The organism is Belnapia sp. F-4-1 (assembly GCF_000802185.1).
Classification (GTDB): Bacteria; Pseudomonadota; Alphaproteobacteria; order Acetobacterales; family Acetobacteraceae; genus Belnapia.
The window spans coordinates 2,193,984-2,215,088 of the sequence record NZ_KN676113.1; the positions used below are offsets into that span (position 1 = coordinate 2,193,984).

A 21,105-nucleotide genomic window follows, 5' to 3' on the forward strand; every position below is an offset into this window, starting at 1 on the left:
CCCTGGCCCTGCCCGTTGCGCGCGCATGAAAGCACGGCGCGCGCGCTCAGGGCAGCGGCGCGGTGCGGTAGAGCGTGACCCGCAGCCCGCCATGCGGCACCGGCGAGCCGGGCGGAAGGAAGGGCAGGCCGGTGGCATGGGCGAGCCTCGGCTCGCTGGCAACCAGCCCGACGCGCCAGCCGGCGAAGCGGCTCCGCAGCACCTGCCCCATCGCGCGGTAGAGCGGGAGCAGCGCCTGCCGCTCGCCGATGCGGCTGCCATAGGGGGGGTTGATCACCACGAGCCCCGGTTTGCCCTCGGGCGGAGCGATCTCGCTGATCGTCGCCTGACGGAAATCGGCGATGCCGGTGACGCCGGCGCGGGCGGCATTCGCCTGGCTCATGGCGACGGCGCCGGCATCGCGGTCGCTGCCGTGGCAATGGGCGGCGGGCGCCCGCTCGCTCCGCACCGCCCGCATGCGCGCCCAGGCCTCCGCATCGAAGGTGGCGAGTTGCTCGAAGGCGAAGTGCCGGGCGCGGCCAGGGTTGAGCCTTGCCGCGATCTCCGCCCCCTCGATGACGAAGGTGCCGGAGCCACACATCGGGTCGAGCAACGGCTCGGTGCCGTCGAAGCCGCATTGCCGGAGGAAGAGCGAGGCCATCGTTTCCCGCATCGGCGCCGGGTTGACCGCCTCCTTGTAGCCACGCTTGTGCAGCGGCTCGCCGGAGGTGTCGACGCTCAGGGTGCAGATGTCGCGCTCGATCCGCGCCCGCACCAGCACCCCGCCCTCCGCTGCCTCCGGGGCGCCGAGCGTCTCGCGGATGGCGGTGGCGATCCGCTCGGCCGCGGCGCCGCTGTGGTAGATGCGCGACCCGGCGCAGGAGGCCTCCACCCGGAAGGGCACGTCCGGCCGCAGCACGCTGCCCCAGGCGACGCGGCGGGCGCGGGCATCGAGCTGGGCGAGATGCGTCACGGGGAAGGCGTCGAGCCGCGCTAGCACCCGCCCGGCGCCGCGGATCCAGAGATTGGCCCGCCAGACCTCCGGCCAGCCGCCGCGGAGGACGACGCCGCCCGGCACCGGCCTCGGCTGGCGGAACCCCTTGCCCTGCACCTCGGCACAGAGCACCGGCTCCAGCCCCGGCGCGGTGGCGAGAAAGATCTCGAAATTATCCGCGGCCGTCATCGGGCCCGCATGGTGACGGCGCTCATACCAGGACCGGGCGCGGCCGCAGCGCCTCGGGCGAGGGGATGGCCTCCAGCGCCAGCCGTCGCCGGGCGAGCCAGTCGAAGAACCCTTCGCCCGGTCCTGCCTGCCGCGCCAGCCAGTCGCGCAGCAGGGGCTGCGCGAATTCAGGCAAGGTTTCCCGCCCGGCCAGGGCGGCCTCCTCGATCCGCGCCCGCGCGGCGCGCAGCCGGCGGCGCCAGCCTTCGCCGAGGCGCTGCGGCAGGGGCTGCCAGCTCGCCTCCTCGGCCACGGTGATGCGGTCGCCGAGCCGGCGGGCGAGGACAGGGTGGATGCGCTCCAGCCCGACCGGCAGCCGCATCCCCTCGGCCGCCAGCGCCTCGACCCAGCGGCCGCGCAGTGCGTGCAGCGTGCCATGCAATTGGCCGCCGCGTCGCAGTCGGGTCCGCCGCGCCGCCGCATCCCGGCCTTCCGAGGGGAGGGCGGTCGCCGCCTCGGCCCTCGGCTCCACCGCGAGCGCGGCAGCCAGGGATTGCAGCGCCTCCGGCCCGATTTCGGCATGGTCCTCGAGGAAGACATGCATCGACGCCTGCGGCCGCAGCGCATGGACATACTGGTTCCAGGCATTCGCCCGGTCGCCCTGCGGCAGGGCATAGAGGCGGAGGCCCGGCGCCGCGCCGCCCAGCCGTCCGGCCAGCGCCGCCGCCTCCCGCTCGCTGCCGCGCAGCAGCACGGTCACCCGCGCGTCGCGGCCCTCGGCGGCCCGGCGGATGGCGGCGAGGCAGCGGGCCAGGCGCGCGGCCTCGCCCCGGGTGAACAGGACGATGCTCCAGTCGCAGGCATCGGTGGCGGCGGTCATGGTCTACCCCGGTTGGAAGGCACGCAGTCTGCCGGGGACATATTGGCGAATTGCGACCAAGCCAGGGCAGGCCGGCGCCCCGCTGCATCCCGGCCCCCGGCTCCCTATATCGGGCGCAAGCTGAGATAAGGAGGCGCGCGATGAGCGGCACGGAACTGGCAACCGAAACTGCGACCCTGGGCGGCGGATGCTTCTGGTGCCTCGACGCGGTCTACCGCGACCTGCGCGGCGTCTCGCGGGTCGTCTCCGGTTATGCCGGTGGCCACACCGAGAACCCGTCCTATGAGGAGGTCTGCGGCAAGAAGACCGGCCATGCCGAGGTGGTGCAGGTCACTTTCGACCCAGCCCAGGTCTCCTATGCCGATCTGCTGCGGGTCTTCTTCACCATCCATGACCCGACCACCAAGGACCGGCAGGGCGCCGATGTGGGGCCGCAATACCGCTCCGTCATCCTGACCCATTCGCCGGAGCAGGCGAAGGTCGCCGCCGAGGTGATGGCGGAAATCGGCGCGAGCAACATCTGGGACGCCCCGCTGGTGACCGAGGTGCAGCCGCTCGACCGGTTCTGGCCCGGCGAAGCGGAGCATCAGGACTATTTCGCTCGCACCCCCTGGAGCGGCTACTGCCGCGTCGTCATCGCGCCGAAGGTCGCCAAATTCCGCAAGGTCTATGCCGACCGGCTGAAGCGCCCGGCGGCGTAAGGAGAACGAGCCATGTCCCTCTTCCGCAAGGAACCCGCCCCCGAGGCCGACTACCCGGTGCAGAAAAGCGCCGCCGAATGGCGCGCCAGCCTCTCGCCCGAGGCCTATCGCGTGCTGCGCGAGCACGGCACGGAGCGCCCCGGCACCAGCCCGCTGAATGCGGAGAAGCGCCCCGGCACCTTCGCCTGCGCCGGCTGCGGCACGCCGCTCTTCGAATCCGGCACCAAATTCGAGAGCGGCACCGGCTGGCCGAGCTTCTTCGCCCCGATCGAGGGCAATGTCGGCACCACCACCGACCGCAGCTTCTTCATGACCCGGACGGAGGTGCATTGCGCGAAGTGCGGCGGCCATCTCGGCCATGTCTTCCCGGACGGGCCGGCGCCGACCGGCCTCCGCTACTGCATGAACGGCGTCTCGCTGCGCTTCGAACCCGTTTCGGCCGGGGGTTGAACGACTATCAACTTGCCATTTACCGAGCCGCGCTGAATTCCTGGGCGACCCAGTCCTAAGGCACCCAGAATGCGGCTCCCGAGCATTTTCAAGTCCGGCGCGAAGCGCCGGACAACCCGGAAAATGCGACCAGACAACAGGCCAGAGCGGGCCCGGCCGTGCGGGCCCCGGCCGCGGCCGCTCTGGCCCATGGCTCTCGCCCTGGCCCTTGCCCTGCCGGGCCTCGCCCAGGCCAACCTGATCTATGTCCTCAACTCGGCCGATGCCTCCATCAGCGTGGTGGACAGCATCAGCCGGGAAGAGGTGCGGCGCATCCCCGTGCTGCGGGAGGTGCATCACCTCATCCTCACCCCCGACCGGCGTGAACTGATGATCGGCGATTCGGGCGGCAACGAGCTGCTCTTCCTCGATCCCGCCACGGCCGAGGTGACCCGGCGCGAGCGTTTCAGCAACCCCTACCACATGGAGCACAGCCCGGACGGGCGGTACCTGGTGGTCACCAGCCTGCGCCGCGACCAGGTCGACATCTACGAGGCCGGCAGCCGCACCCTGCTCGCCCGGCTCAAGGTGCCGGACAAGCCGAGCCACCTCGCCTTCTCGCCCGACAGCAAATTCGCCTATGTCACCCTCCAGGGCGCGCGGCGGCTGATGGCCATCGACCTCGCCGAGCGGAAGCCCGCCTGGTCCGTCGAGGTCGGCTCGCAGCCGGCGGGCGTCATCTGGAACAACGGTCGGCTGCTGGTCGGCATCATGGGTTCCGACTACGTGGCCGTCGTCAATCCGGTCGAGGCGAAGCTTGAGCGCACCGTCTTCATCGGCCGCGGCGCCCATACCATCTTCCCCGCGCCCGATGGCCGTGCGCTCTACGTCACCAGCCGCGTCGACAGCCGCATCACCGTGCTCGACCCGCAGACGCTGGAGCCGAAGGCGCGCTGGGACATCCCCGGCGGGCCGGACTGCATTGCCTTCGACCCCGAGGGCAGGATGTGGGTGACGCTGCGCTGGATCGCCAAGGTCGCGGTGGTGGACACGGCGACGGGCCAAGCCGAGACCATCCCCGTCGGCCGCTCGCCGCACGGCATCTTCGTCCAGCCGCGGCGCGAGCCGATGGCCCCCGTGCCGAGCGCCGGCCTGCCCGCCCCCCGCCCCGCCACCGCCGCGAGCGAGCCGGAGGATCTCCAGGCCGAAGGCGCGGTCCAGCCGGTGAGCGCGACGCCGGTCGCGCCGTCCCCCGTCCCCGCCGCCGTCACGCCGCCGCCCGCCGCGCCTGCCGAGGCCGCATCCTGGTGGCGGCAATGGCTGCGCCGGTGAGGCGGCGCGCGCTGCTCGGCGGCCTCGGCGGGCTGCCATTTGCCGCGGCCGCCCAGCAACCGGCCTGCCGCGGCACCGTCTACCTCACCATCGACACCGGCTGGAGCCGCGAGGCGGAGGAGATCGCCGCCATCCTCCGCCGCCGCGACGTCCGCGCCACGCTCTTCCTCGCCGACGAGCCGACCTTCCGTGGCGACCGCACCCTGGACGATAGCTGGGCACCCTTCTGGCGCGCCCGCGCGGCCGAGGGCCACGCCTTCGCCAGCCACACCTGGCGCCACTGGTACTTCCGCGGCGACCCGGCGCCGGGCCAGGTCCGCTACGCCAACCGCACCGGCCCGGGGAGCGAGGTGCTCGATCAGCGCGCCCTTTGCGCCGAGCTGGAACGCCCCATCGCCCGCCTGCGCCAGATGGCGCCCGAGGCCCGCATCCTGCCGCTCTGGCGCGCGCCCGGCGGGCGGACGACGCCGAATGCCGTTGCGCTTGCCGCCGCCTGCGGCCTCCGCCACCAGGGCTGGACCGCGCGTGGCTTCTGGGGCGACGACCTGGACAGCGCCGCCCATCCCAATGCGACGCTGGCCCGCCGCGCCATCGAGTCCACCCGCGACGGCGAGGTGGTGGTGCTGCACTGGGGCATCCGCAGCCGCCAGGACCCCTTCGCCCATGTGCTGGAGGAGGTGATCGCCGGCCTCCAGGCGCGCGGCCTGTGCTTCGCCACCCTGCCGCCGCAAGGCAAGGCCTGAAACCATGGATGCTTTCAACACCGCCTGGGCCGCCGTCACCGGCTGGCTCTTCGAGACGCTCGTGCAGCCCGCCTTCTACGCCCTCGGCCTGATGGACTGGGCGGAGGATGCCTATGACTGGCTGGATTTCGGCCTCTACGGGCTGCTGACCATCGCCGTGGTCTATCTGGTCTGCCGGCCGCTCGAGGCCTGGCGGCCGGTCGAGCCGGTGGCCGACCGCCGCGCCGTCCGCACCGACATGGTCTATACCTTTCTCGCCCGGCTCGGCGTGCTGCCGCTGGTCGCCTTCGTGCTGCTGGCCTCGCTGCAATCCCGCTGGGAGGGCTGGCTGACCGAGGCGGGGCTGCTGCCGCCGACGCTGGAGGAGCTGTTCCCCCCGCTCCGCGCCTCGCCGCTGCTCGCCTTCCTCGTCTATGTCGTGGTGCTGGATTTCGGCGAGTACTGGCGCCACCGCGCGCAGCACGGCTTCCGCTGGTGGTGGGCGCTGCACGCCATCCACCACGCCCAGCGGCAGATGACCTTCTGGACCGACGACCGCAACCACATCCTCGACGATGTGCTGGCGGCGCTCTGGTTCGGCGGCATCGCGTTGCTGATCGGCGTGCCGCCGGGGCAGTTCCCCCTCATCCTGCTGGTGCTGCGCCTTGCCGAGAGCATGAGCCACGCCAATGTCCGCCTCAGCTATGGCCGGCTGGGGGAGCGGCTGATCGTCTCGCCCCGCTTCCACCGGCTGCACCATGGCGAGCTATCGGCCGGGGCGACAGGCAAGAATTTCGCCGTGCTGCTGCCGGTTTGGGACTGGATCTTCGGCACCGCCGACTGGAACCGGGGTGCCTTTCCCCGCACCGGAGCGCCCGGCATGGACGAGGCGATGGCGACCGGCGGCTGGCTTCGCCAGCAATGGGTGGGCTTCCGCCGGGTGGCGCTGGCACTTGCCGGACGCGACTAGGACAAAGCCGGAGGCCGCTCCGGGTCCGACGGTACGGAGGGCGATTTCGGACGTGACGCGGCGCGGCTATGCTGGTGGCCGTTCTGCCGCAGGAGGGCTCACCATGCATTACCGCCACCTGCGGGCCGCCGTCGCCGGCCTGCCCGGCCGCCGGACGGCGCTCGGCGACCGGAGCCACGTCGCCGGCGGCGGTGCGGTGCGGTTCGCGGTCCACCAAGCCTTCATCCTCGCCTGATGCCCTACGACGCCATCATCCTCGGCGCCGGCGCCGCCGGGCTGATGGCGGCCGTCAGCGCCGGGCGGCGCGGCCGGCGGGTCCTGGTGCTCGACCACGCGCCGGAGGCCGGGCGGAAGATCCTCATTTCCGGCGGCGGGCGCTGCAACTTCACCAACCTCCATTGCGCGCCGGACCGCTTCCTCTCCACCAACCCGCATTTCGCCCGCTCGGCGCTCGCGCGCTACACCCAGCACGACTTCATCGCGCTGGTGCGGCGGCACGGCATCGCCTTCCACGAGAAGACGCTCGGGCAGCTCTTCTGCGACGGCTCGGCGCGGGCGGTGGTAGCGATGCTGCTGGCGGAATGCGCCGCGGCCGGCGTGGAGCTGCGGCTCGGCCAGCGCGTCACCGGCGTGGAGAAGGCAGACGGCTTCCGCGTCGCCACCGAGCGTGGCGATGTTTCGGCGCCGGCCCTGGTGCTGGCGGCGGGCGGCCTTTCCATCCCGAAGATGGGCGCGACCGGCCTTGCCCATGACATCGCCCGCCGCTTCGGCTTGCCCCTTGTTGCGCCGCGGCCCGGCCTGGTGCCGCTGACCTTCGAGGGCGAGGCGCTGGCGCTGATGCGCCCGCTCTCCGGCCTCGCCCTGCCTTCCATCGCCCGCTGCGGCAAGCGCGCCTTCCCGGAGGCGATGCTGTTCACGCATCGCGGCCTCTCGGGCCCGGCGATCCTGCAGATCTCCTCCTTCTGGCGGGAGGGCGAAGCCATCGCCCTCGACCTGCTGCCGCAGCTCGACGCCGCGACCCTGCTGCGCGAGCGCAAGCGCGCCCGGCCCAGGGCCGAGCCGAAGACGGTGCTTGGCGAGCTGCTGCCCGCGCGCCTCGCCGCCGCCATGGCCGAGACGCATCTGCCGGCGAAGCCCATGGCGGAGCTGCCGGATCGGACGCTCGATGCGCTTGCCGGAATGCTGAAGCGGTGGGAGCTGCGGCCCGCCGGTACGGAGGGCTATGCCAAGGCCGAGGTGACGCTCGGCGGCGTCGATACCGCCGCGCTGTCCTCCCGCACGATGGAGGCCAAGTCCGTCCCCGGCCTCTTCGTCATCGGCGAGGCGGTGGACGTCACCGGCTGGCTCGGCGGCTATAATTTCCAATGGGCCTGGAGCAGCGGCTGGGTCGCCGGCGAGGCGGTGTGATCGGGTTGCCGAAGGGCGATCCGGTCAACCAAACCCCGCCAGCAGCCAGTCCGCCGCCGGCTTCAGCACCAGCCCCGCGAGCGCCGTCAGCCCCAGCGTCCGCACCACGCCGAGCTTCATCCGGAACAGCGCCACCCCCGCCAGCGCCGCCAGCAGCAGCGCCAGCGAGTCGAGGCTGCTGACGACCGGCACCTCCAGCCGCATCGGCCCGAGCGGGACCTCGCGGATGACGCGGAACAGCACCCGCAGCCCGAACCACAGCGCCAGGTTGGCGATGACGCCGACCGCCGCCGCCGTCACCCCGGCCAGTGCCCCGCGCAGCCGCGGCATGTCGTGCAGCCGCTCCACATAGGGGGCGCCGAGGAAGATCCAGGCGAAGCATGGCAGGAACGTCACCCACAGCACCACCAGCGACCCGAGCGTTCCGCCCGCCATGTAGCCGACGAATTGCAGCACGAGGATCAGCGGCCCCGGCGTCGTCTCGGCAAGCCCCAGCCCGGCCAGCATCTGGTCGGCCGAGAGCCAGCGATAGCCCTCCACCGCTTCCTGCGCGACATAGGCGAGCACCGCATAAGCGCCGCCAAAGGTGACGACGGCCATCTTCGAAAAGAACCAGGCAAGGTCGCCAAGGAGGCCGCCCGACTGCATCAGCAGCACGACCGGCCAGAGCCAGAGCGCCAGCGCCACCAGCCCCGCCCGCCGCGCCGCGCCCGCCATGCGCGGGATGCGCCCTGGCTCCGCCGCGATCAGCGCGTCGAGCAGGGCAGGGGGACCGTCCTGCGCCCGGCCGTGCCCGCCACCGGCGAAGGCATCCGGCATCGCCAGCCCCGCCAGGGCCGCGGCCAGCACCACCACCGGAAACGGCAGGCCGAAGAGGAAGAGCGCAAGGAAGGCCGCCCCGGCCAGCAGCCAGGGCACCGTACCCTTCAGCGCCCGCCGGGCGACGCGCAGCAGCGCCTCCACCACCAGCACCAGCACGGCGCATTTCAGGCCGAAGAACAGCGCCGCCACCAGCGGCACCTCGCCGAAGGCGGCGTAGATGGCCGAGAGCACCAGCATCACCGCCGCGCCGGGCAGGATGAAGAGCAGCCCCGCCGCGACGCCGCCACGCACGCCATGCATCAGCCAGCCGAGATAGGTGGCGAGCTGCTGCGCCTCCGGCCCCGGCAGCAGCGTGCAGAAATTCAGCGCATGCAGGAAGCGTGCGTCGGACACCCAGCGCCGCTGCTCGACCACCTCGCGGTGCATCAGGGCGATCTGGCCGGCGGGTCCGCCGAAGGAAAGGAAGCCGATGCGCAGCCAGACGCGGAGCGCATCGGAGAAGGAGGGGAAGGTCATGTCCCGCTGTAGCAGGACAGAAAAGATCCGGGGAAGGCTCTGCCCACCCCGGATCCGTGACAGTCAGGCGACGCTCGGCGTGCCGCCGGCCAGCGGGTCGTTGGCCGCGAGCGGCGAGGCGCTGATCTGGTCGGACTGCGCGCCGCTGTCGGGGCGCGGCGGCGCCAGGCTCGGTACCCCGCCGAGCGGCTCCGACTTCATCGGGCTGAACTGCCCCTTGCCGTCGATCGAGGTGCCCTCGGTCCAGCGCCCGGCCGGCACCTGCCCGTCGATGCGATGGCCGAAATAGGCGTAGGAGAACTGCGTCGCCTCCTGCTCCTGCGGGAAGCTGTTCGGCACCGGGAGGTTCGCCGTCGATCCGCCCAGCTCCTCGATCACCGCCAGCCATTGCTGCTGGTGCATGGTGTCGCGGGCGATGAGGAAGGAGAGCATGTCCTTCATCCCCGCGTCCTCGGTCATGTTGTAGAGCCGCGTGGCCAGCACGCGCCCGGTCGCCTCGGCGGCAACGTTGGCGTACATGTCGGCGGCGATGTTGCCGCTGGCATAGACATGGCTCGCGTTGAACGGCACGCCGTTGCTGTTTTCGGGCGTCGCCGCGAGGCCGGTCGAGAGGATGTGGCGCATGTTGATGCCCGACAGCACCGCGCCCGCCACCGGATCGGCCGCGACCTCCTCCTGGAAGGAGAGTGGCGCGCCCTCGAGGTTCAGCGCCACGGCGGTCGAGAGCATCTCGATGTGGCCGATCTCCTCGGTGCCGGTGTTGATCAGCATGTCGCGGTACTTCTGCGGGCCGCGGCTGCCCCAGCCCTGGAAAAGATACTGCATCATCACGCGGATCTCGCCCTCGACGCCGCCGATCGCCTGTTGCAGGGCGCGGGCAAAGACCGGGTTGGGGCGCTCGACGCGAACCGGGTATTGCAGCTTGCCGTCGGTATAGAACATGTGGACCTCCAGGCCGGGTTGTCCTGACCGAACCGGTGGCACCGGCAGGGGTTCGTGCCGAAGCGGGCAACGAGCCTCGATCTTCCGTGTTCCGTGAAGTCCCAACGCGCAATGTACGAATTCGGCCTATCGCAGCAGGCGCAAAAGGAGTCTCGCCATGACGAAGGATGAGTTGATCGCCTGGGCCATGTCCAATGGCTGGGTGATGATCGCCGGCAATCCCAGCCTCACCAAGCCCTCCTCGCCGAAGGAAGCCATCGTGCGGATGGTGATGAAGGCGACCGTCGTGCATATCGAGGTGAAGAAGCCCGCCGGAAAATGGGAGAAATTCACCGGGGAGAGCTACGCGAAGGTCACTGCGGACGAGGAGACCGGCATTCCGCTCGGCCTCGGCCTCGACACGATCCCCGGCTTCCGCATGCTGATGCAGGAGAACCGGGACCGTGCCGTCTTTGCGAAGATGACGGGGAAGGGCTGAGTTCTACTCCGCGCTTGCCTCGTCCAGCGCCGCCACCTGCGCCGGGCTGAGCCCGAGCGCCGTCGCCCCCAGCAGATCCTCCAGCTGGTCGAAGCTGGTGGCGCTGGCGATCGGCGCCGTCACCGTGGGCTTCGCCAGCAGCCAGGCGATGGCCACCTGCGCCGGCGTCGCCGCCACCTCGCCGGCCACGGCATCGAGCGCCGCCAGCACCTTCAGCCCGCGCGGCGTCAGGTACTTGCCCATGTTGCCGCCGCGCTTGCTCTTGCCGAAATCCGCCTCCGACCGGTACTTGCCGCTGAGGAAGCCCGAGGCCAGCGCATAATAGTTGATGACGCCGATGCCCTCCGCCCGGCAGAGCGGCTCCAGCGCCTCTTCGAAGACCTTGCGGTCCATCAGGTTGTAGAGCGGCTGCAAGGTCTCGTAGCGCGGCAGGCCGTTCTTGGCGCTCACCTCCAGCGCCTCCTTCAGCCGCGGCGCGCTGTAGTTGGAGGCGCCGATCGCCCGCACCTTGCCCGCCTTGATGAGGTCGGCGAAGGCGCCGAGCGTCTCCTCCAGCGGCACCGTCTCGTCATCCTTGTGCGCCTGGTAGAGATCGATGACATCGGTCTGCAGCCGGCGGAGGCTCGCCTCTACCTCCTTCACGATCCAGTCGCGCGACAGGCCCTGGTCGCCAGAGCCCATCTTCATCCCGACCTTGGTGGCGATGACGACCTGGCTGCGCTTGCCGCTCGCCTTCAGCCACTCGCCGATGATGGTCTCGCTCTCGCCGCCCTGATGGCCCGGCGCCCAGGCGGAGTACACGTCCGCCGTGTCGATGGCATAAAGCCCGGCATCCACCAGCCGGTCGAGGATGCGGTGCGACTGGGCCGTGTCGATGGTCCAGCCGAAGACATTGCCGCCGAACATCAGCGGCGGCACCTTGATGCCGGACCGCCCCAGGCTGCGCTCTTCCATGCCCTGTCTCCCCTTATGCGAGGAGGAGCATGGGGTCGCCCCCCGGCGATGTCAGCCCTTCATCAACCCGGCCGCCGTCAGCGCCTTGCGGATCACCCCATTCGGGTCGATCGAGGTAAGCTTGATCCCGCCCAGGCTGAAATCCTCCTCCGCCGCCGGCTGCTCCGCCCGGTTCCCCTCTTGGTCGATGACCGTGCGGGGCGTGGACCCATTGGCCGAACGCGCCTGGCCCTTCGGCCGCTCCACCGGCTGCGTCACCGGCAAGCCAAAGAACTCGGCGATGGCGGCGGTGGAGCCGATCCCGGCCTGGAGGAAGAAGGGCCCCGCCTGGCCGATGCCGCTGCTATCCAGTGGCACGCCATGCGCCATGCCGGCAATGATATGGTGCTCCAGCACCACCCGCCCCCCGGCATCCTGCCAAGCCAGCGCCCGGTGCGCCCCGTTGCCGGACTCGACCGGCGCCCCGGTGGTGCCATGCAGCGCCGCCCATTGCCGCGCCAGCTGCTCGCCATTCACCGGCCGCACAGTCGTATCTGCATCGCCCTGCCAGATGGAGACGCGCGGCCAGGGCCCCCGATGCGGCGAGGCCGCCCGCACCAGGGCCGCCCAGTCCGCCGCCGCGCGCGGCCTGCCGCTGGCCATCGCCTCGAAGGCCTCCGGCATGCTGGTCGCCGCGCCGTAAGGCAGGCCGGCGATGATGGCGCCGGCGGCGAAATCCTCCGGATAGGTGGCGAGCAGGTTGGCCGCCATCGCCCCGCCGGCCGAGAGCCCGGTGACGAAGACCCGTTTCGGGTCGATCCCCCGCGTCGCCACCATGTGCTGGATGGCGGAATGGATGGAGGCGACCTCGCCCTGGCCGCGCGTGGCATCGCCCGCCTCGAACCAGTTGAAGCAGCGATTGGCGTTGTTCGCCTGCCGCTGCTCCGGCAGCAGCAGGGCGAAGCCCCCGGCCTCGGCGAGCGCCGTCCAGCCGGTGCCTACGGCATAGCCCGCCGCCGTCTGGGTGCAGCCATGCAGCGCGACCACCAGCGGCGCGCCCTGCGGCAGGCCCTCCGGCAGATAGGCCAGCATGCGGACCGACCCCGGATCGGGCCCGAAGCCGGCCAGTTCGACGAGGTCGCCTTCATCCGTCGCGGCGCCGGCCGCGGCGCTCATCCTGGCCTGCGACTGGCGAACCAAGTCGGACAGGCGGCTGCGCATCTGGTTCAAAGGCTGATCCTTTCGGGCGGTGGTGCGGAATGGCCCGCGTCTCATGCGACCCTAGCGTATCGGTACGGCCCGGGTTTCGCTGCACTGCAACATGGGCTTTCGTATCCTCGCATTCCAGGCTGCAACGCCAAGCGGTCATGAACGTTAAGGGAACACGATCAAGGAGCTTTCCATGACCGAGAACCCGAAGACCGACGCCGAGCCCGGCTCGAACACCATCAAGGACCCGGATGACTGGACCACCGGCGACGAGAAGATGACCGGCGCCCAGGCCAGCTACCTCAAGACCCTCAGCGAGGAAGCCGGCGAGGAATTCGATCCGGAGCTGACCAAGGCCGACGCCTCGCGCCGCATCGACGAGCTGCAGGCCAAGACAGGCCGGGGCAAGTAGCCTCCGCCCCGCTTGTCCCAGGGCGTCCCCCCATGCTTAAGCAGGGGGGATGATCCTGGACAGGCGCCCGACCAGCCGATGAGCCCGCTGAATGCGCGACGGCTGGCGAATTTCCGCGCGAACCGGCGCGGCTGGTGGTCCCTCTGGATCTTCGCCGCGCTCTTCCTCGTCACCCTCTTCGCCGAATTCATCGCCAACGACCGGCCGCTGGTCGCGCAGGTTGATGGCCGCTGGTTCGTCCCCGTCCTCGCCGACTATGCCGAGAGCGACATCCTCCCCGACGGGCTCCCCACCGAGGCCGATTGGCACGACTCGGCCCTGGTCGAGGACATCGCCCGCCGCGGCGGCTGGATGCTCTGGCCCGCCATCCCCTATTCCTACGCGACGGTGGTGCGCGACCTCGGCCGCCCGGCGCCCTCGCCGCCCTCCGCCCGCAACTGGCTCGGCACCGACGACCAGGCGCGCGACGTTCTGGCGCGCGTCATCTACGGCTTCCGCATCTCGGTGCTGTTCGGCTTCACGCTGACCATCCTCGGCTCGGCCATCGGCATCGCCGCCGGCGCGGTGCAGGGCTTCTACGGCGGCCTCACCGACCTGCTCTTCCAGCGCTTCATCGAGATCTGGTCGGGCATGCCGCAGCTCTTCCTGCTGATCATCCTCGCCAGCATCATCCAGCCGAGCTTCTGGATCCTGCTTGCCTTCCTCCTCGCCTTCTCCTGGATGGCGCTGACCGGCGTGGTACGCGCCGAATTCCTCCGCGGCCGCAACCTCGACTATGTCCGCGCCGCCCGCGCCCTCGGCGTCTCCGACACCCGCCTCATGGCCCGCCACATCCTGCCGAACGCGATGGTGGCGACGCTCACCTTCCTGCCCTTCACCCTTTCGGGCAGCGTCACCATCCTCGCCTCGCTCGACTTCCTCGGCTTCGGCCTGCCGCCCGGGTCGCCCTCGCTCGGCGAGTTGCTGAGCCAGGGCAAGAACAACCTCCAGGCGCCCTGGCTCGCCTTCACCGGCTTCATCGTCCTCGGCGGCGTGCTGACCCTGCTGATCTTCGTCGGCGAGGCGGTGCGCGACGCGCTCGACCCGCGCAAGCTTCCGGGCGGCGGCCGATGACGGCGCCGCTGCTCCAGGTCGAGGACCTGACCATCGCCTTCGGCCCGCGCCCGGTGGTGCGCAACCTCTCCTTCGCCCTCCATCCCGGCGAGACCCTGGCGCTGGTCGGCGAGAGCGGCAGCGGCAAGTCGCTCTCCGCCCTCTCCACGCTCCGCCTGCTGCCGCCCGCTGCCCGCATCCTCTCCGGCCGCGTCATCCTCGACGGCACCGATGTCCTCGCCGCCGACGACCGCGCCCTGCAGCGCCTGCGCGGCGGCGTCGCGGGCATGGTCTTCCAGGAGCCGATGACCTCGCTCAACCCGCTACACGGCATCGGCCGCCAGGTGGGCGAGGCGGTGACGCTCCACCGGCCGCTCACCGGCGCCGCGCTCCGCGCCCGCGTGCTGGAGCTGCTGCGCCGGGCCGGCCTGCCCCGCGCCGAGGAGCGGATGGGCGCCTATCCCCACCAGCTCTCCGGCGGCCAGCGCCAGCGGGTGATGATCGCCGCCGCGCTGGCCAACGACCCGAAGCTGCTGATCGCCGACGAGCCCACCACCGCCCTCGACGTCACCATCCAGGCCCAGATCCTCGAACTCCTGGCCGACCTCAAGTCCCGGCTCGGCATGGCGATGCTGCTCATCACCCATGACCTCGCCATCGTTCGCCGCCACGCCGACCGCGTCGTCGTCATGCGCGACGGCGAGGCCGTGGAGCAGAACACCGCCGCCGCCCTCTTCGACGCCCCGCAACATCCCTACACGCGGATGCTGCTCGCCACCCAGCCCCACGGCCGCCCGGCCCCGATCGCCGGCGCTGCCCCGCTGGTGATGGAGGCGGAGGCCGTGCGCGTCCACTTCCCCATCCGCCGCGGGTTGCTCCGCCGCCAGGTCGGCGCGGTGAAGGCCGTCGATGGCGTCTCGCTGGCGGTGCGGGAAGGCGAAACCCTCGGCCTCGTCGGCGAGAGCGGCAGCGGCAAGACCACACTCGGCCTCGCCCTGCTGCGGCTGGAGGGCAGCGAGGGCGCCATCCGCTTCGAGGGCCAGGACGTCCAGCCGCTCTCCCGCCGCGCCCTCCGCCCGCTGCGCCGGCGGATGCAGATCGTCTTTCAGGACCCCTACGGCTCGCTCTCGCCCCGCCTCTCCGCCGGCGAGATCATCGGCGAGGGGCTGGAGGTGCATGAGCCCGGCCTGCCCCGCGCCGCGCGCGACGCAGCCGTCGCCGTCGCGCTGGAGGAGGTCGGCCTCGATCCCGCCATGGCGGGCCGCTACCCGCACGAGTTCAGCGGCGGCCAGCGCCAGCGCATCGCCATCGCCCGCGCGCTTGTCCTGAAGCCGCGCCTGCTGGTGCTGGACGAGCCGACCAGCGCGCTCGACGTCACCGTCCAGGCCCAGGTAGTGGAGCTCCTGCGGGCGCTCCAGGCCCGGCACCGGCTGGCCTATCTCTTCATCAGCCACGACCTTCGCGTGGTCCGCGCGCTGGCCCACCGCATCCTTGTGCTGAAGGACGGACGCGTGGTGGAGGAGGGTGAAGCGGAACAACTCGCCACCGCGCCACGCGAGCCCTATACCCGCGCGCTGATGGCGGCGGCATTCGATCTGCGCGCCTCCGGCACGGCCGACCCGCGCGCCTCCGGCACGACCGATTTGCGCGCCTCCGGCACGACCGGGTTGCGGACCGAGGCAGGGGCATGACGGAATTGGAGCGGCTGCGCACCCTGATGGCGGCGGGGCAGGTGAAGCTCGGCGTGCATATCCGCCGGATGAATTCGCCGGGCAGCCCGGTCTACCGCACCATGGAGAACGTGGCGCCGGCGGCCGCTATCCTCGCGCTGTCCTTTGGCAGCACCGTGCTGGTGCATTTCTATCTCGGCGCGGTGGTGCTGGCGGCCGGCTGCTGGTGGTGGCTGGCGAAGCAGCTGCCGAGGGTGAAGGACGGCGTTTTCGACCGCACCGCCGCCCTCGTCCTCTCCGACGAGAAGCAATTCGATTTCTGGTGGTCGCAAGGCGTCCTCAGCCTCTACGCCCGCCTGGCGGATGGCGACGAGCGAGCGGCGACCTCCCGGCAGAACTGGCGGGACTGGGTGCGCGCCTTGCCCGAGGGGCTGCAGATACTCGAGCCGAAGGGGAAATAGGATGGCCGTGCTGCTCTCGACCAAGGCCTCCACCATGGAGGACTGGCGCGATGCCCTGCTGGAGGTGGACCCAAGCCTCGAGATCCGTCTTTTCCCTGAGGCCGGCGATCCCTCGGACATTGAGGCCGCGGTCTGCTGGACGGCGCATGACCTGGGAGAGCTGCGTCGCTACCCGAACCTCCGGCTGCTGGTCTCCATGGGCGCCGGGGTGGACCACCTGCTACGCCCGCCGGGCCCGCCGCCCGGCGTTCCGGTGGCGCGCCTCGTCGATGAGCGGCTGACCCAGGGCATGACCGAATGGGTGCTGCTCAACGTGCTGCGCTTCCACCGCCAGGACCCGGAGTATCGTGCCCAGCAATCCGCCAGGCTCTGGCATGAGTTGCCGGCGCCGGACACCGCGCGGCGACGCATCGGCATCCTCGGCCTCGGCGCGCTTGGCGGCGACGCGGCCCGGGCGCTGCTGGCGCTTGGCTTCCCGGTGATGGGCTGGTCGCGCCGGCCGAAATCCCTGCCGGGCGTGGAAAGCTTCCATGGCGATGACGGCCTCGCCGCCATCCTCGGCCGCAGCGACATCCTGGTCTGCCTGTTGCCGCTGACGCCGGAGACGCGCGGCCTGCTCGACGCGGCGCGGCTCGCCCTGCTGCCCGCAGGCGCCTATCTGCTGAACTCCGCCCGCGGCGGCCATATGGTCGCGGCAGATGTGCTGGCCGCGCTCGATAGCGGCCGCCTCGCCGGAGCCGCGCTCGATGTTTTCGAGCCGGAGCCGCTGCCACCGGAGCATCCCTTCTGGACGCATCCCAAGGTCGTGCTGACGCCCCACGCCGCCAGCATCACCATCCCTCGCAGCGCGGCGCCTCAGGTCGTGGAGAACATCCACCGGGCGCGGGCGGGACTCGCACCCCTGAACCTGGTCGACCTCGCCGCCGGCTACTGACACCTCCCCGCAAAACCGCCGTGCAGTTTTGCGGGTGCCCCGAATGGGCGCGGCTCAGCCGGCCTTGCGGTTCTCGCGGGCCGTGTCGGCATTGGCGGGCTCGTTGGCGACCGCCGGCATCTCATGCGTCGTGGTCTCGGCCTCGGACATGATCTGGCGCATGTCGCGCAGGAAGGCGGTACCCTTCAGCGTGCGCTGCACGATGACGCTGCGGCGGTCCATTGGGTCCACCTTGCGGCGCGCGAGATCGAGCTCGCCGAGCCGGTCGAGCGCCCGGGTAATCGCCGGCTTGGAAACGTTCAGCTCGGCTGCCAGCCCGCGCACCGTATGCGGGCCATCGGTCAAGTAGACCGTGAGAAACACGCCGAGCTGGCGCGCCGAAAGGTCGGGTCCATCGCGCCGGACGAGGGCGACTACCGTGTCACGCAGAATGCCGACCAGCTGGTCGGGGTTGCTCTGTACCGCCATAGCTCCAATCCCCTCGCCCATTATGGGCCTTTGAACAATCCGGCGCCCAGGCTCTGGCCTGCCGGCCGGCATCGACAACGCAGTCACTGCAGTCTTGGATAACGCTTTCCCGCTCATGTATCAGAGCGGCTAGACCTGAAAAGTTTCCGCACCATCTCGTTTTCGTTACCGGGCCGGCCCTCTTGCCGCCCCGAACAGATCGGCGAAACCCTGCGCCAGGGCTCGCAAAGCCTGCGCTTCCCCGCCCTCTGGCCGTCCAGGACGGTTGGCGTCGTTCCAGGCGTAAAGGTCGAGATGCGCCCAGCGGACGCCTTTGGGCACGAAACGCCGCAGAAACAATGCAGCAACGATCGCCCCAGCCATCGGTCGAGACGAGACGTTGTTCATGTCCGCTACCGTACTATCCAGCCAGGAATCGTAAACGTCATGCAAAGGCAAGCGCCATACTGGATCATGGGTCGCCCGCCCCGCGGCCAGTAGCGTTTCCGCGAGCGCATCGTCGGGGGTGAAAAGCGCGGGTAAATCCGGCCCCAATGCAACCCGCGCGGCGCCGGTCAGCGTCGCGCAGTCGATCACCAGCGCCGGCTCCCGCTCCGCCGCATAGGCCAGCAGGTCGCAGAGCACGAGTCGCCCCTCGGCATCGGTATTGCCGATCTCGACGTTGAGGCCGGCCCGGGTGCGGAGCACGTCCATCGGACGGAAGGCCTGGCCGGAGACGGCATTCTCGACGGCGCCGACCAGCACCAGCAGCCGCACCGGCAGGCGCTGCCGCATCACCAATTCGGCGAGGCCGAGCACGGTCGCGGCGCCGCCCATGTCCTTCTTCATCCGCAGCATGCCGGAGGGCGGCTTGAGGTCGAGCCCGCCGGTGTCGAAGCAGACGCCCTTGCCGCAGAGCGCGACCAGCGGCGCTCCGGGCTCGCCCCATTCCAGCATGGCGACCCGCGGCGTCCGCGGGCTGCCAAGGCCCACCGTGGCCAGGGCCGGAAAGCCATCCGCCAGCGCCTCGCCTTCGATGACGCGGCAGGTGGCGCCATGCGCCTCGGCCAGAGACTGCACCTCCGCCGCCAGCTCGGCCGGGCCGAGCAGGTTGGCGGGCATGTTGATGAGGTTCCGGACCCGGTAGGTCGCCTCGGCCGTGGCGATGGCCATCTCGCTGCCCGGTGGCGGCACCAGCCGTGCCGGAGCCTGCTTCGGCGCCTTGAACCGGGTGAAGCGATAGGCCCCGAGGCACCAGCCAAGCGCCGCCGCCTCGCCATGCGGCGCCGGCTCGGCGAGCCGCCAAGCGCTGCCGGCGGGCAGGGCCTGCGCCAGGGCGGCGAAGGACCAGGGTGTTACCGCGCCCTCGCCGAGGCCCAGGACCGCGCCGGCCAGCCCTCCCTCGCCCGGCAGCAGTGCCAATTCCTGCGGCCGCCCGGCGAAGCCGATGGCCCGGAGGAAGTCGCCTGCCGTTGCCGGCAGCCGTTCCAGCAGCAGGCCGAGACCGGCCGGGCCGGTGCAGTGCAACGGCAAAGCATTCTCATCGGGCGCGGCGAGGCAATCGAGCATGGGGCTCCGGAAGCATGACGGGAAGGCGGCTCGTGGGCCAGGGGGTCCACAACCTTCGCGTGTGGCGTGCCTTCAACTTGCTCTGATTACCGAGCAATGTCCAGTAAATCGCAACAGGTAAGTAACGAAACCGGTTCTCGCCTCTCAGGATACCAGCCCGCGCAGATGGTCGCGGATCACCACGGGTGTGCAAGGCGCCTCCGCCGGTACCAGGTCCGCCCATTCCTCCACCCCCGGCAGCCGGCCCGGGTTGCGCCGCACCAACTCCGTCTTCAGGAAGGGGAAGCCGAGGCGGCGGACCAGCGCCGCCCAGAGGTGATGCGTCGGGTTGAGCGGCTGCTCCGCCAGCAGGGCCGCCCGCGCCTCCGGCGCCATCGCCTCGAGCCCCCGCAGCAGAGGGTGCGAGGCGGCGAGCAGCGCCCGCTCCACGGGGTCCGCCAGCACCGCCCCGGCCAGTCGTCCATAGCCGAACAGCGCCGCGACCCGGTGCCCGCGCCCGCGCATCCAGCGGGCGAAGCGCAGCTCGCCCCGCTGCACGACGAGCCATTTGGAATGGCTGATCCGCATCGCGGCCAGGAAGCGATGCAGGTCGCCCACCGCCGCCGCGCCGCGCGCGAGCAGCAGGTAGCTTTGCAGATGCGGCCCGCCCTGGATGCTCTCCGTCATGCCGAAGAGCCCCTCCCCGCCACCGCGCAGCGCCTCAATCACCGGCCGCATCGGGCGGATGGGGCCGAGTACGCTGTCATTGGCGAGCATGAGTTCCGCAGCCTCCGGCCAGCGCCGCGCCGCCTCCGGCGCCAGGTCCCGCCAGGCGCCGAAGTCGAGGCCGAAATTCCGCCGCTGCGCCAGCAGCGCCGCATGGACGCGCATCGCCTGCCAGTCTTCCTCCGGCACCGCCGCCGCCATGGTGATGAACACGACGGCGAAGCCCTCAGCCGCCAGAGCCGCCACCTGCCGCCGCACCATCTCCGAGATGCGGCCGGAGGCGGCGTAATGAACATAGAGTGCGACGCTACGTGCCCCGGGCCGGGCATCCTCGCCCGGCTCCAGCCGCAGCAGGGGCGACGGGCCGGGGTTCATCCGGCGCCAGGCATCCCGAGGCAGGCTGCGGCCCACCTCCAGCCCTACCTCGAGCACCCGCCGCGCCAGGCGACTCCAGGTGCCGGCGGTGCTGTAGCCATGGATGGCGCGGCGCAGTCCGGGCGGCTGCTCGGTGAGCGCGGTCAGCCGATAGGGCTCGAAGGACATGGCAGAAGGGCTGGTCCGGCGGGAGGGAAGGGTGGGTCCTGGTCGGACTCGGTCCGGATGCCAGGACGGCGCCGTCTCGCACGAATCGCAGCCGAGGGCCAAGCGATGCCCTGCCGGACCCCGCGGCGCCTCCGGCCGGCCTCTGGGAGTTCCCGTCGGCCCCCGCACTGCCGTTTCGGCTGCGTCTCGGCGGCTTGGCATGCCGGACGTTGCATCCAGCACCGTGGGTCGCTCACGATGAATTGCAGAAGCCGAACGACCCGATGATGGGCCGCCCTTGGCTCGTCCGGCAGGAAACGGCCCGCCGCAGGCCTCAGCAGCGGCGCCGGAGACCTTTGTCCCGTTCGACCGGCTGCGGCGGGACTGCGGGTGCCCATCCTCGCCGCGCGCGGGCCCTTCCGCTACTCCGCCGACGACAGATCAGGATGGCGCCCTCGAAGTCGGGGGAGGCGAAGCCTCGCCTCCCCCATTGCCTCACCACCAGTGCCGCCGACCATGGCCGCCGAGGGAGCCGGCGGTCAGCACGCCGAGCGCGTAGCCGATGACGCCGGCGACGAGCAGCGCGATCGCCGGCTGCTCCTTCACCACATGCCCGACCTGACTCGCCGCGGCTTCGGCGCCCTTGCGCATATCGCCGTAGACCTCCTGCGCCTGCCCGGCCACCTGGCGGGCGATGCCCTCGGCGCGCTGGCTGCCGCTGCCGGTGACCTCACCGAACGCTTCCTGGGCCTTGCCGACCACGCCGCGGGCGGCGCCTTCGAGATTGTCGCTGTTCATGGTTCGAATCCTT

The 21,105-nt window shown here is 71.2% G+C and carries 23 protein-coding genes; 13 read left to right on the forward strand and 10 right to left on the reverse strand.

All coding sequences use genetic code 11. The features are described from left to right. Positions 1-46 precede the first annotated feature (46 nt). Entirely contained in the window at positions 47-1,162 is a 1,116-nt protein-coding gene (locus LH62_RS10620; RefSeq protein WP_043361161.1) for a class I SAM-dependent RNA methyltransferase, read from the reverse strand. A 22-nt stretch (positions 1,163-1,184) separates the two neighbouring features. Next, the gene (locus LH62_RS10625; RefSeq protein WP_043361163.1) at positions 1,185-2,021 is read right to left on the reverse strand and encodes a glycosyltransferase; all 837 of its coding nucleotides are present in this window, start codon (positions 2,019-2,021) and stop codon (positions 1,185-1,187) included. A gap of 140 nt (positions 2,022-2,161) precedes the next feature. Here LH62_RS10625 and msrA point away from each other — a divergent pair, with 140 nt between their 5' ends. From msrA to LH62_RS10655, 7 genes are all read left to right on the forward strand, one after another. Further along, positions 2,162-2,722: a peptide-methionine (S)-S-oxide reductase MsrA gene (gene msrA / locus LH62_RS10630; RefSeq protein ID WP_043361165.1), complete on the forward strand. Its 561-nt coding sequence runs from the start codon at positions 2,162-2,164 to the stop codon at positions 2,720-2,722. Positions 2,723-2,734: 12 nt separating this feature from the next. Next, positions 2,735-3,172 (forward strand): peptide-methionine (R)-S-oxide reductase MsrB, encoded by a 438-nt coding sequence (msrB, locus tag LH62_RS10635; protein ID WP_052214118.1) that lies wholly within the window; start codon positions 2,735-2,737, stop codon positions 3,170-3,172. 189 nt (positions 3,173-3,361) lie between these two features. After that, complete coding sequence (locus tag LH62_RS10640; RefSeq protein WP_082012469.1) at positions 3,362-4,483, forward strand: beta-propeller fold lactonase family protein; 1,122 nt, start codon at positions 3,362-3,364, stop codon at positions 4,481-4,483. After that, the gene (locus LH62_RS10645) at positions 4,480-5,226 is read left to right on the forward strand and encodes a polysaccharide deacetylase family protein (RefSeq protein ID WP_236552527.1); all 747 of its coding nucleotides are present in this window, start codon (positions 4,480-4,482) and stop codon (positions 5,224-5,226) included. Before LH62_RS10640 ends, LH62_RS10645 begins: the two co-directional genes overlap by 4 nt. Positions 5,227-5,230: 4 nt before the next feature. Beyond that, entirely contained in the window at positions 5,231-6,175 is a 945-nt protein-coding gene (locus LH62_RS10650) for a sterol desaturase family protein (RefSeq protein WP_043361167.1), read from the forward strand. Between the two features lie 103 nt (positions 6,176-6,278). Beyond that, positions 6,279-6,410, forward strand: a complete 132-nt coding sequence (locus tag LH62_RS32330) for a hypothetical protein (RefSeq protein ID WP_255359988.1) — start codon at positions 6,279-6,281, stop codon at positions 6,408-6,410. Then, complete coding sequence (locus LH62_RS10655; RefSeq protein WP_043361169.1) at positions 6,410-7,582, forward strand: NAD(P)/FAD-dependent oxidoreductase; 1,173 nt, start codon at positions 6,410-6,412, stop codon at positions 7,580-7,582. Before LH62_RS32330 ends, LH62_RS10655 begins: the two co-directional genes overlap by 1 nt. Before the next feature lie 24 nt (positions 7,583-7,606). On the opposite strand, the gene chrA is transcribed toward LH62_RS10655, so the two are convergent. Further along, entirely contained in the window at positions 7,607-8,920 is a 1,314-nt protein-coding gene (gene chrA, locus LH62_RS10660; RefSeq protein ID WP_052214120.1) for a chromate efflux transporter, read from the reverse strand. 63 nt (positions 8,921-8,983) lie between these two features. Next, positions 8,984-9,862 (reverse strand): manganese catalase family protein, encoded by an 879-nt coding sequence (locus tag LH62_RS10665; protein WP_052214123.1) that lies wholly within the window; start codon positions 9,860-9,862, stop codon positions 8,984-8,986. Positions 9,863-10,019: 157 nt separating this feature from the next. Between LH62_RS10665 and LH62_RS10670 the strand changes: the two genes are divergently transcribed. Beyond that, a complete protein-coding gene (locus tag LH62_RS10670) occupies positions 10,020-10,340 on the forward strand; it encodes a hypothetical protein (protein ID WP_043361171.1) in 321 nt (106 codons plus the stop codon). A gap of 3 nt (positions 10,341-10,343) precedes the next feature. Here the strand turns inward: LH62_RS10670 and LH62_RS10675 are convergent, their stop codons facing one another. Further along, a complete protein-coding gene (locus LH62_RS10675; protein WP_043361173.1) occupies positions 10,344-11,294 on the reverse strand; it encodes an aldo/keto reductase in 951 nt (316 codons plus the stop codon). A 51-nt stretch (positions 11,295-11,345) separates the two neighbouring features. Continuing rightward, positions 11,346-12,494, reverse strand: coding sequence for a PHB depolymerase family esterase (locus LH62_RS10680; RefSeq protein ID WP_043365541.1), 1,149 nt, complete (start codon positions 12,492-12,494; stop codon positions 11,346-11,348). A 181-nt stretch (positions 12,495-12,675) separates the two neighbouring features. Here LH62_RS10680 and LH62_RS10685 point away from each other — a divergent pair, with 181 nt between their 5' ends. From LH62_RS10685 to LH62_RS10705, 5 genes are all read left to right on the forward strand, one after another. After that, positions 12,676-12,894: a DUF3072 domain-containing protein gene (locus LH62_RS10685; protein WP_043361174.1), complete on the forward strand. Its 219-nt coding sequence runs from the start codon at positions 12,676-12,678 to the stop codon at positions 12,892-12,894. Between the two features lie 78 nt (positions 12,895-12,972). Beyond that, complete coding sequence (locus LH62_RS10690; protein ID WP_043361177.1) at positions 12,973-14,007, forward strand: ABC transporter permease; 1,035 nt, start codon at positions 12,973-12,975, stop codon at positions 14,005-14,007. Then, the gene (locus tag LH62_RS10695; protein WP_082012470.1) at positions 14,004-15,677 is read left to right on the forward strand and encodes an ABC transporter ATP-binding protein; all 1,674 of its coding nucleotides are present in this window, start codon (positions 14,004-14,006) and stop codon (positions 15,675-15,677) included. Before LH62_RS10690 ends, LH62_RS10695 begins: the two co-directional genes overlap by 4 nt. After that, positions 15,674-16,117 carry a hypothetical protein gene (locus LH62_RS10700; RefSeq protein ID WP_043361180.1) on the forward strand — a complete coding sequence of 148 codons (444 nt, stop codon included), beginning with the start codon at positions 15,674-15,676 and terminating at the stop codon, positions 16,115-16,117. The genes LH62_RS10695 and LH62_RS10700 overlap by 4 nt, the downstream gene beginning before the upstream one ends. A 1-nt stretch (position 16,118) precedes the next feature. Then, positions 16,119-17,051 carry a glyoxylate/hydroxypyruvate reductase A gene (locus LH62_RS10705; RefSeq protein WP_043361183.1) on the forward strand — a complete coding sequence of 311 codons (933 nt, stop codon included), beginning with the start codon at positions 16,119-16,121 and terminating at the stop codon, positions 17,049-17,051. Positions 17,052-17,105: 54 nt separating this feature from the next. On the opposite strand, the gene LH62_RS10710 is transcribed toward LH62_RS10705, so the two are convergent. The 4 genes from LH62_RS10710 to LH62_RS10725 all read right to left on the reverse strand — a co-directional run bounded on the left by LH62_RS10710 (position 17,106) and on the right by LH62_RS10725 (position 21,092). Continuing rightward, positions 17,106-17,519 carry a MarR family transcriptional regulator gene (locus LH62_RS10710; RefSeq protein WP_043361185.1) on the reverse strand — a complete coding sequence of 138 codons (414 nt, stop codon included), beginning with the start codon at positions 17,517-17,519 and terminating at the stop codon, positions 17,106-17,108. A gap of 165 nt (positions 17,520-17,684) precedes the next feature. Then, a complete protein-coding gene (locus tag LH62_RS10715) occupies positions 17,685-19,067 on the reverse strand; it encodes a M17 family metallopeptidase (protein ID WP_043361186.1) in 1,383 nt (460 codons plus the stop codon). 144 nt (positions 19,068-19,211) lie between these two features. Next, on the reverse strand, positions 19,212-20,315 hold the full coding sequence (locus tag LH62_RS10720; RefSeq protein ID WP_043361189.1) for a hypothetical protein: 1,104 nt from the start codon (positions 20,313-20,315) through the stop codon (positions 19,212-19,214). A gap of 474 nt (positions 20,316-20,789) precedes the next feature. Then, a complete protein-coding gene (locus tag LH62_RS10725; protein WP_043361191.1) occupies positions 20,790-21,092 on the reverse strand; it encodes a CsbD family protein in 303 nt (100 codons plus the stop codon). Between the last annotated feature and the right edge of the window lie 13 nt (positions 21,093-21,105).

Coding starts and splice junctions, on each gene's coding strand:
- chrA (WP_052214120.1), bottom strand. CDS start 8,920: ATGACCTTCCCCTCCTTCTCCGATGCGCTCCGCGTCTGGCTGCGCATC.
- LH62_RS32330 (WP_255359988.1), top strand. CDS start 6,279: ATGCATTACCGCCACCTGCGGGCCGCCGTCGCCGGCCTGCCCGGCCGC.
- LH62_RS10700 (WP_043361180.1), top strand. CDS start 15,674: ATGACGGAATTGGAGCGGCTGCGCACCCTGATGGCGGCGGGGCAGGTG.
- LH62_RS10640 (WP_082012469.1), top strand. CDS start 3,362: ATGGCTCTCGCCCTGGCCCTTGCCCTGCCGGGCCTCGCCCAGGCCAAC.
- LH62_RS10715 (WP_043361186.1), bottom strand. CDS start 19,067: ATGCTCGATTGCCTCGCCGCGCCCGATGAGAATGCTTTGCCGTTGCAC.
- msrB (WP_052214118.1), top strand. CDS start 2,735: ATGTCCCTCTTCCGCAAGGAACCCGCCCCCGAGGCCGACTACCCGGTG.
- LH62_RS10665 (WP_052214123.1), bottom strand. CDS start 9,862: ATGTTCTATACCGACGGCAAGCTGCAATACCCGGTTCGCGTCGAGCGC.
- LH62_RS10705 (WP_043361183.1), top strand. CDS start 16,119: ATGGCCGTGCTGCTCTCGACCAAGGCCTCCACCATGGAGGACTGGCGC.
- LH62_RS10690 (WP_043361177.1), top strand. CDS start 12,973: ATGAGCCCGCTGAATGCGCGACGGCTGGCGAATTTCCGCGCGAACCGG.
- LH62_RS10675 (WP_043361173.1), bottom strand. CDS start 11,294: ATGGAAGAGCGCAGCCTGGGGCGGTCCGGCATCAAGGTGCCGCCGCTG.
- LH62_RS10670 (WP_043361171.1), top strand. CDS start 10,020: ATGACGAAGGATGAGTTGATCGCCTGGGCCATGTCCAATGGCTGGGTG.
- LH62_RS10650 (WP_043361167.1), top strand. CDS start 5,231: ATGGATGCTTTCAACACCGCCTGGGCCGCCGTCACCGGCTGGCTCTTC.
- LH62_RS10725 (WP_043361191.1), bottom strand. CDS start 21,092: ATGAACAGCGACAATCTCGAAGGCGCCGCCCGCGGCGTGGTCGGCAAG.
- LH62_RS10720 (WP_043361189.1), bottom strand. CDS start 20,315: ATGTCCTTCGAGCCCTATCGGCTGACCGCGCTCACCGAGCAGCCGCCC.
- LH62_RS10625 (WP_043361163.1), bottom strand. CDS start 2,021: ATGACCGCCGCCACCGATGCCTGCGACTGGAGCATCGTCCTGTTCACC.
- LH62_RS10710 (WP_043361185.1), bottom strand. CDS start 17,519: ATGGCGGTACAGAGCAACCCCGACCAGCTGGTCGGCATTCTGCGTGAC.
- LH62_RS10620 (WP_043361161.1), bottom strand. CDS start 1,162: ATGACGGCCGCGGATAATTTCGAGATCTTTCTCGCCACCGCGCCGGGG.
- msrA (WP_043361165.1), top strand. CDS start 2,162: ATGAGCGGCACGGAACTGGCAACCGAAACTGCGACCCTGGGCGGCGGA.
- LH62_RS10655 (WP_043361169.1), top strand. CDS start 6,410: ATGCCCTACGACGCCATCATCCTCGGCGCCGGCGCCGCCGGGCTGATG.
- LH62_RS10685 (WP_043361174.1), top strand. CDS start 12,676: ATGACCGAGAACCCGAAGACCGACGCCGAGCCCGGCTCGAACACCATC.
- LH62_RS10695 (WP_082012470.1), top strand. CDS start 14,004: ATGACGGCGCCGCTGCTCCAGGTCGAGGACCTGACCATCGCCTTCGGC.
- LH62_RS10680 (WP_043365541.1), bottom strand. CDS start 12,494: ATGCGCAGCCGCCTGTCCGACTTGGTTCGCCAGTCGCAGGCCAGGATG.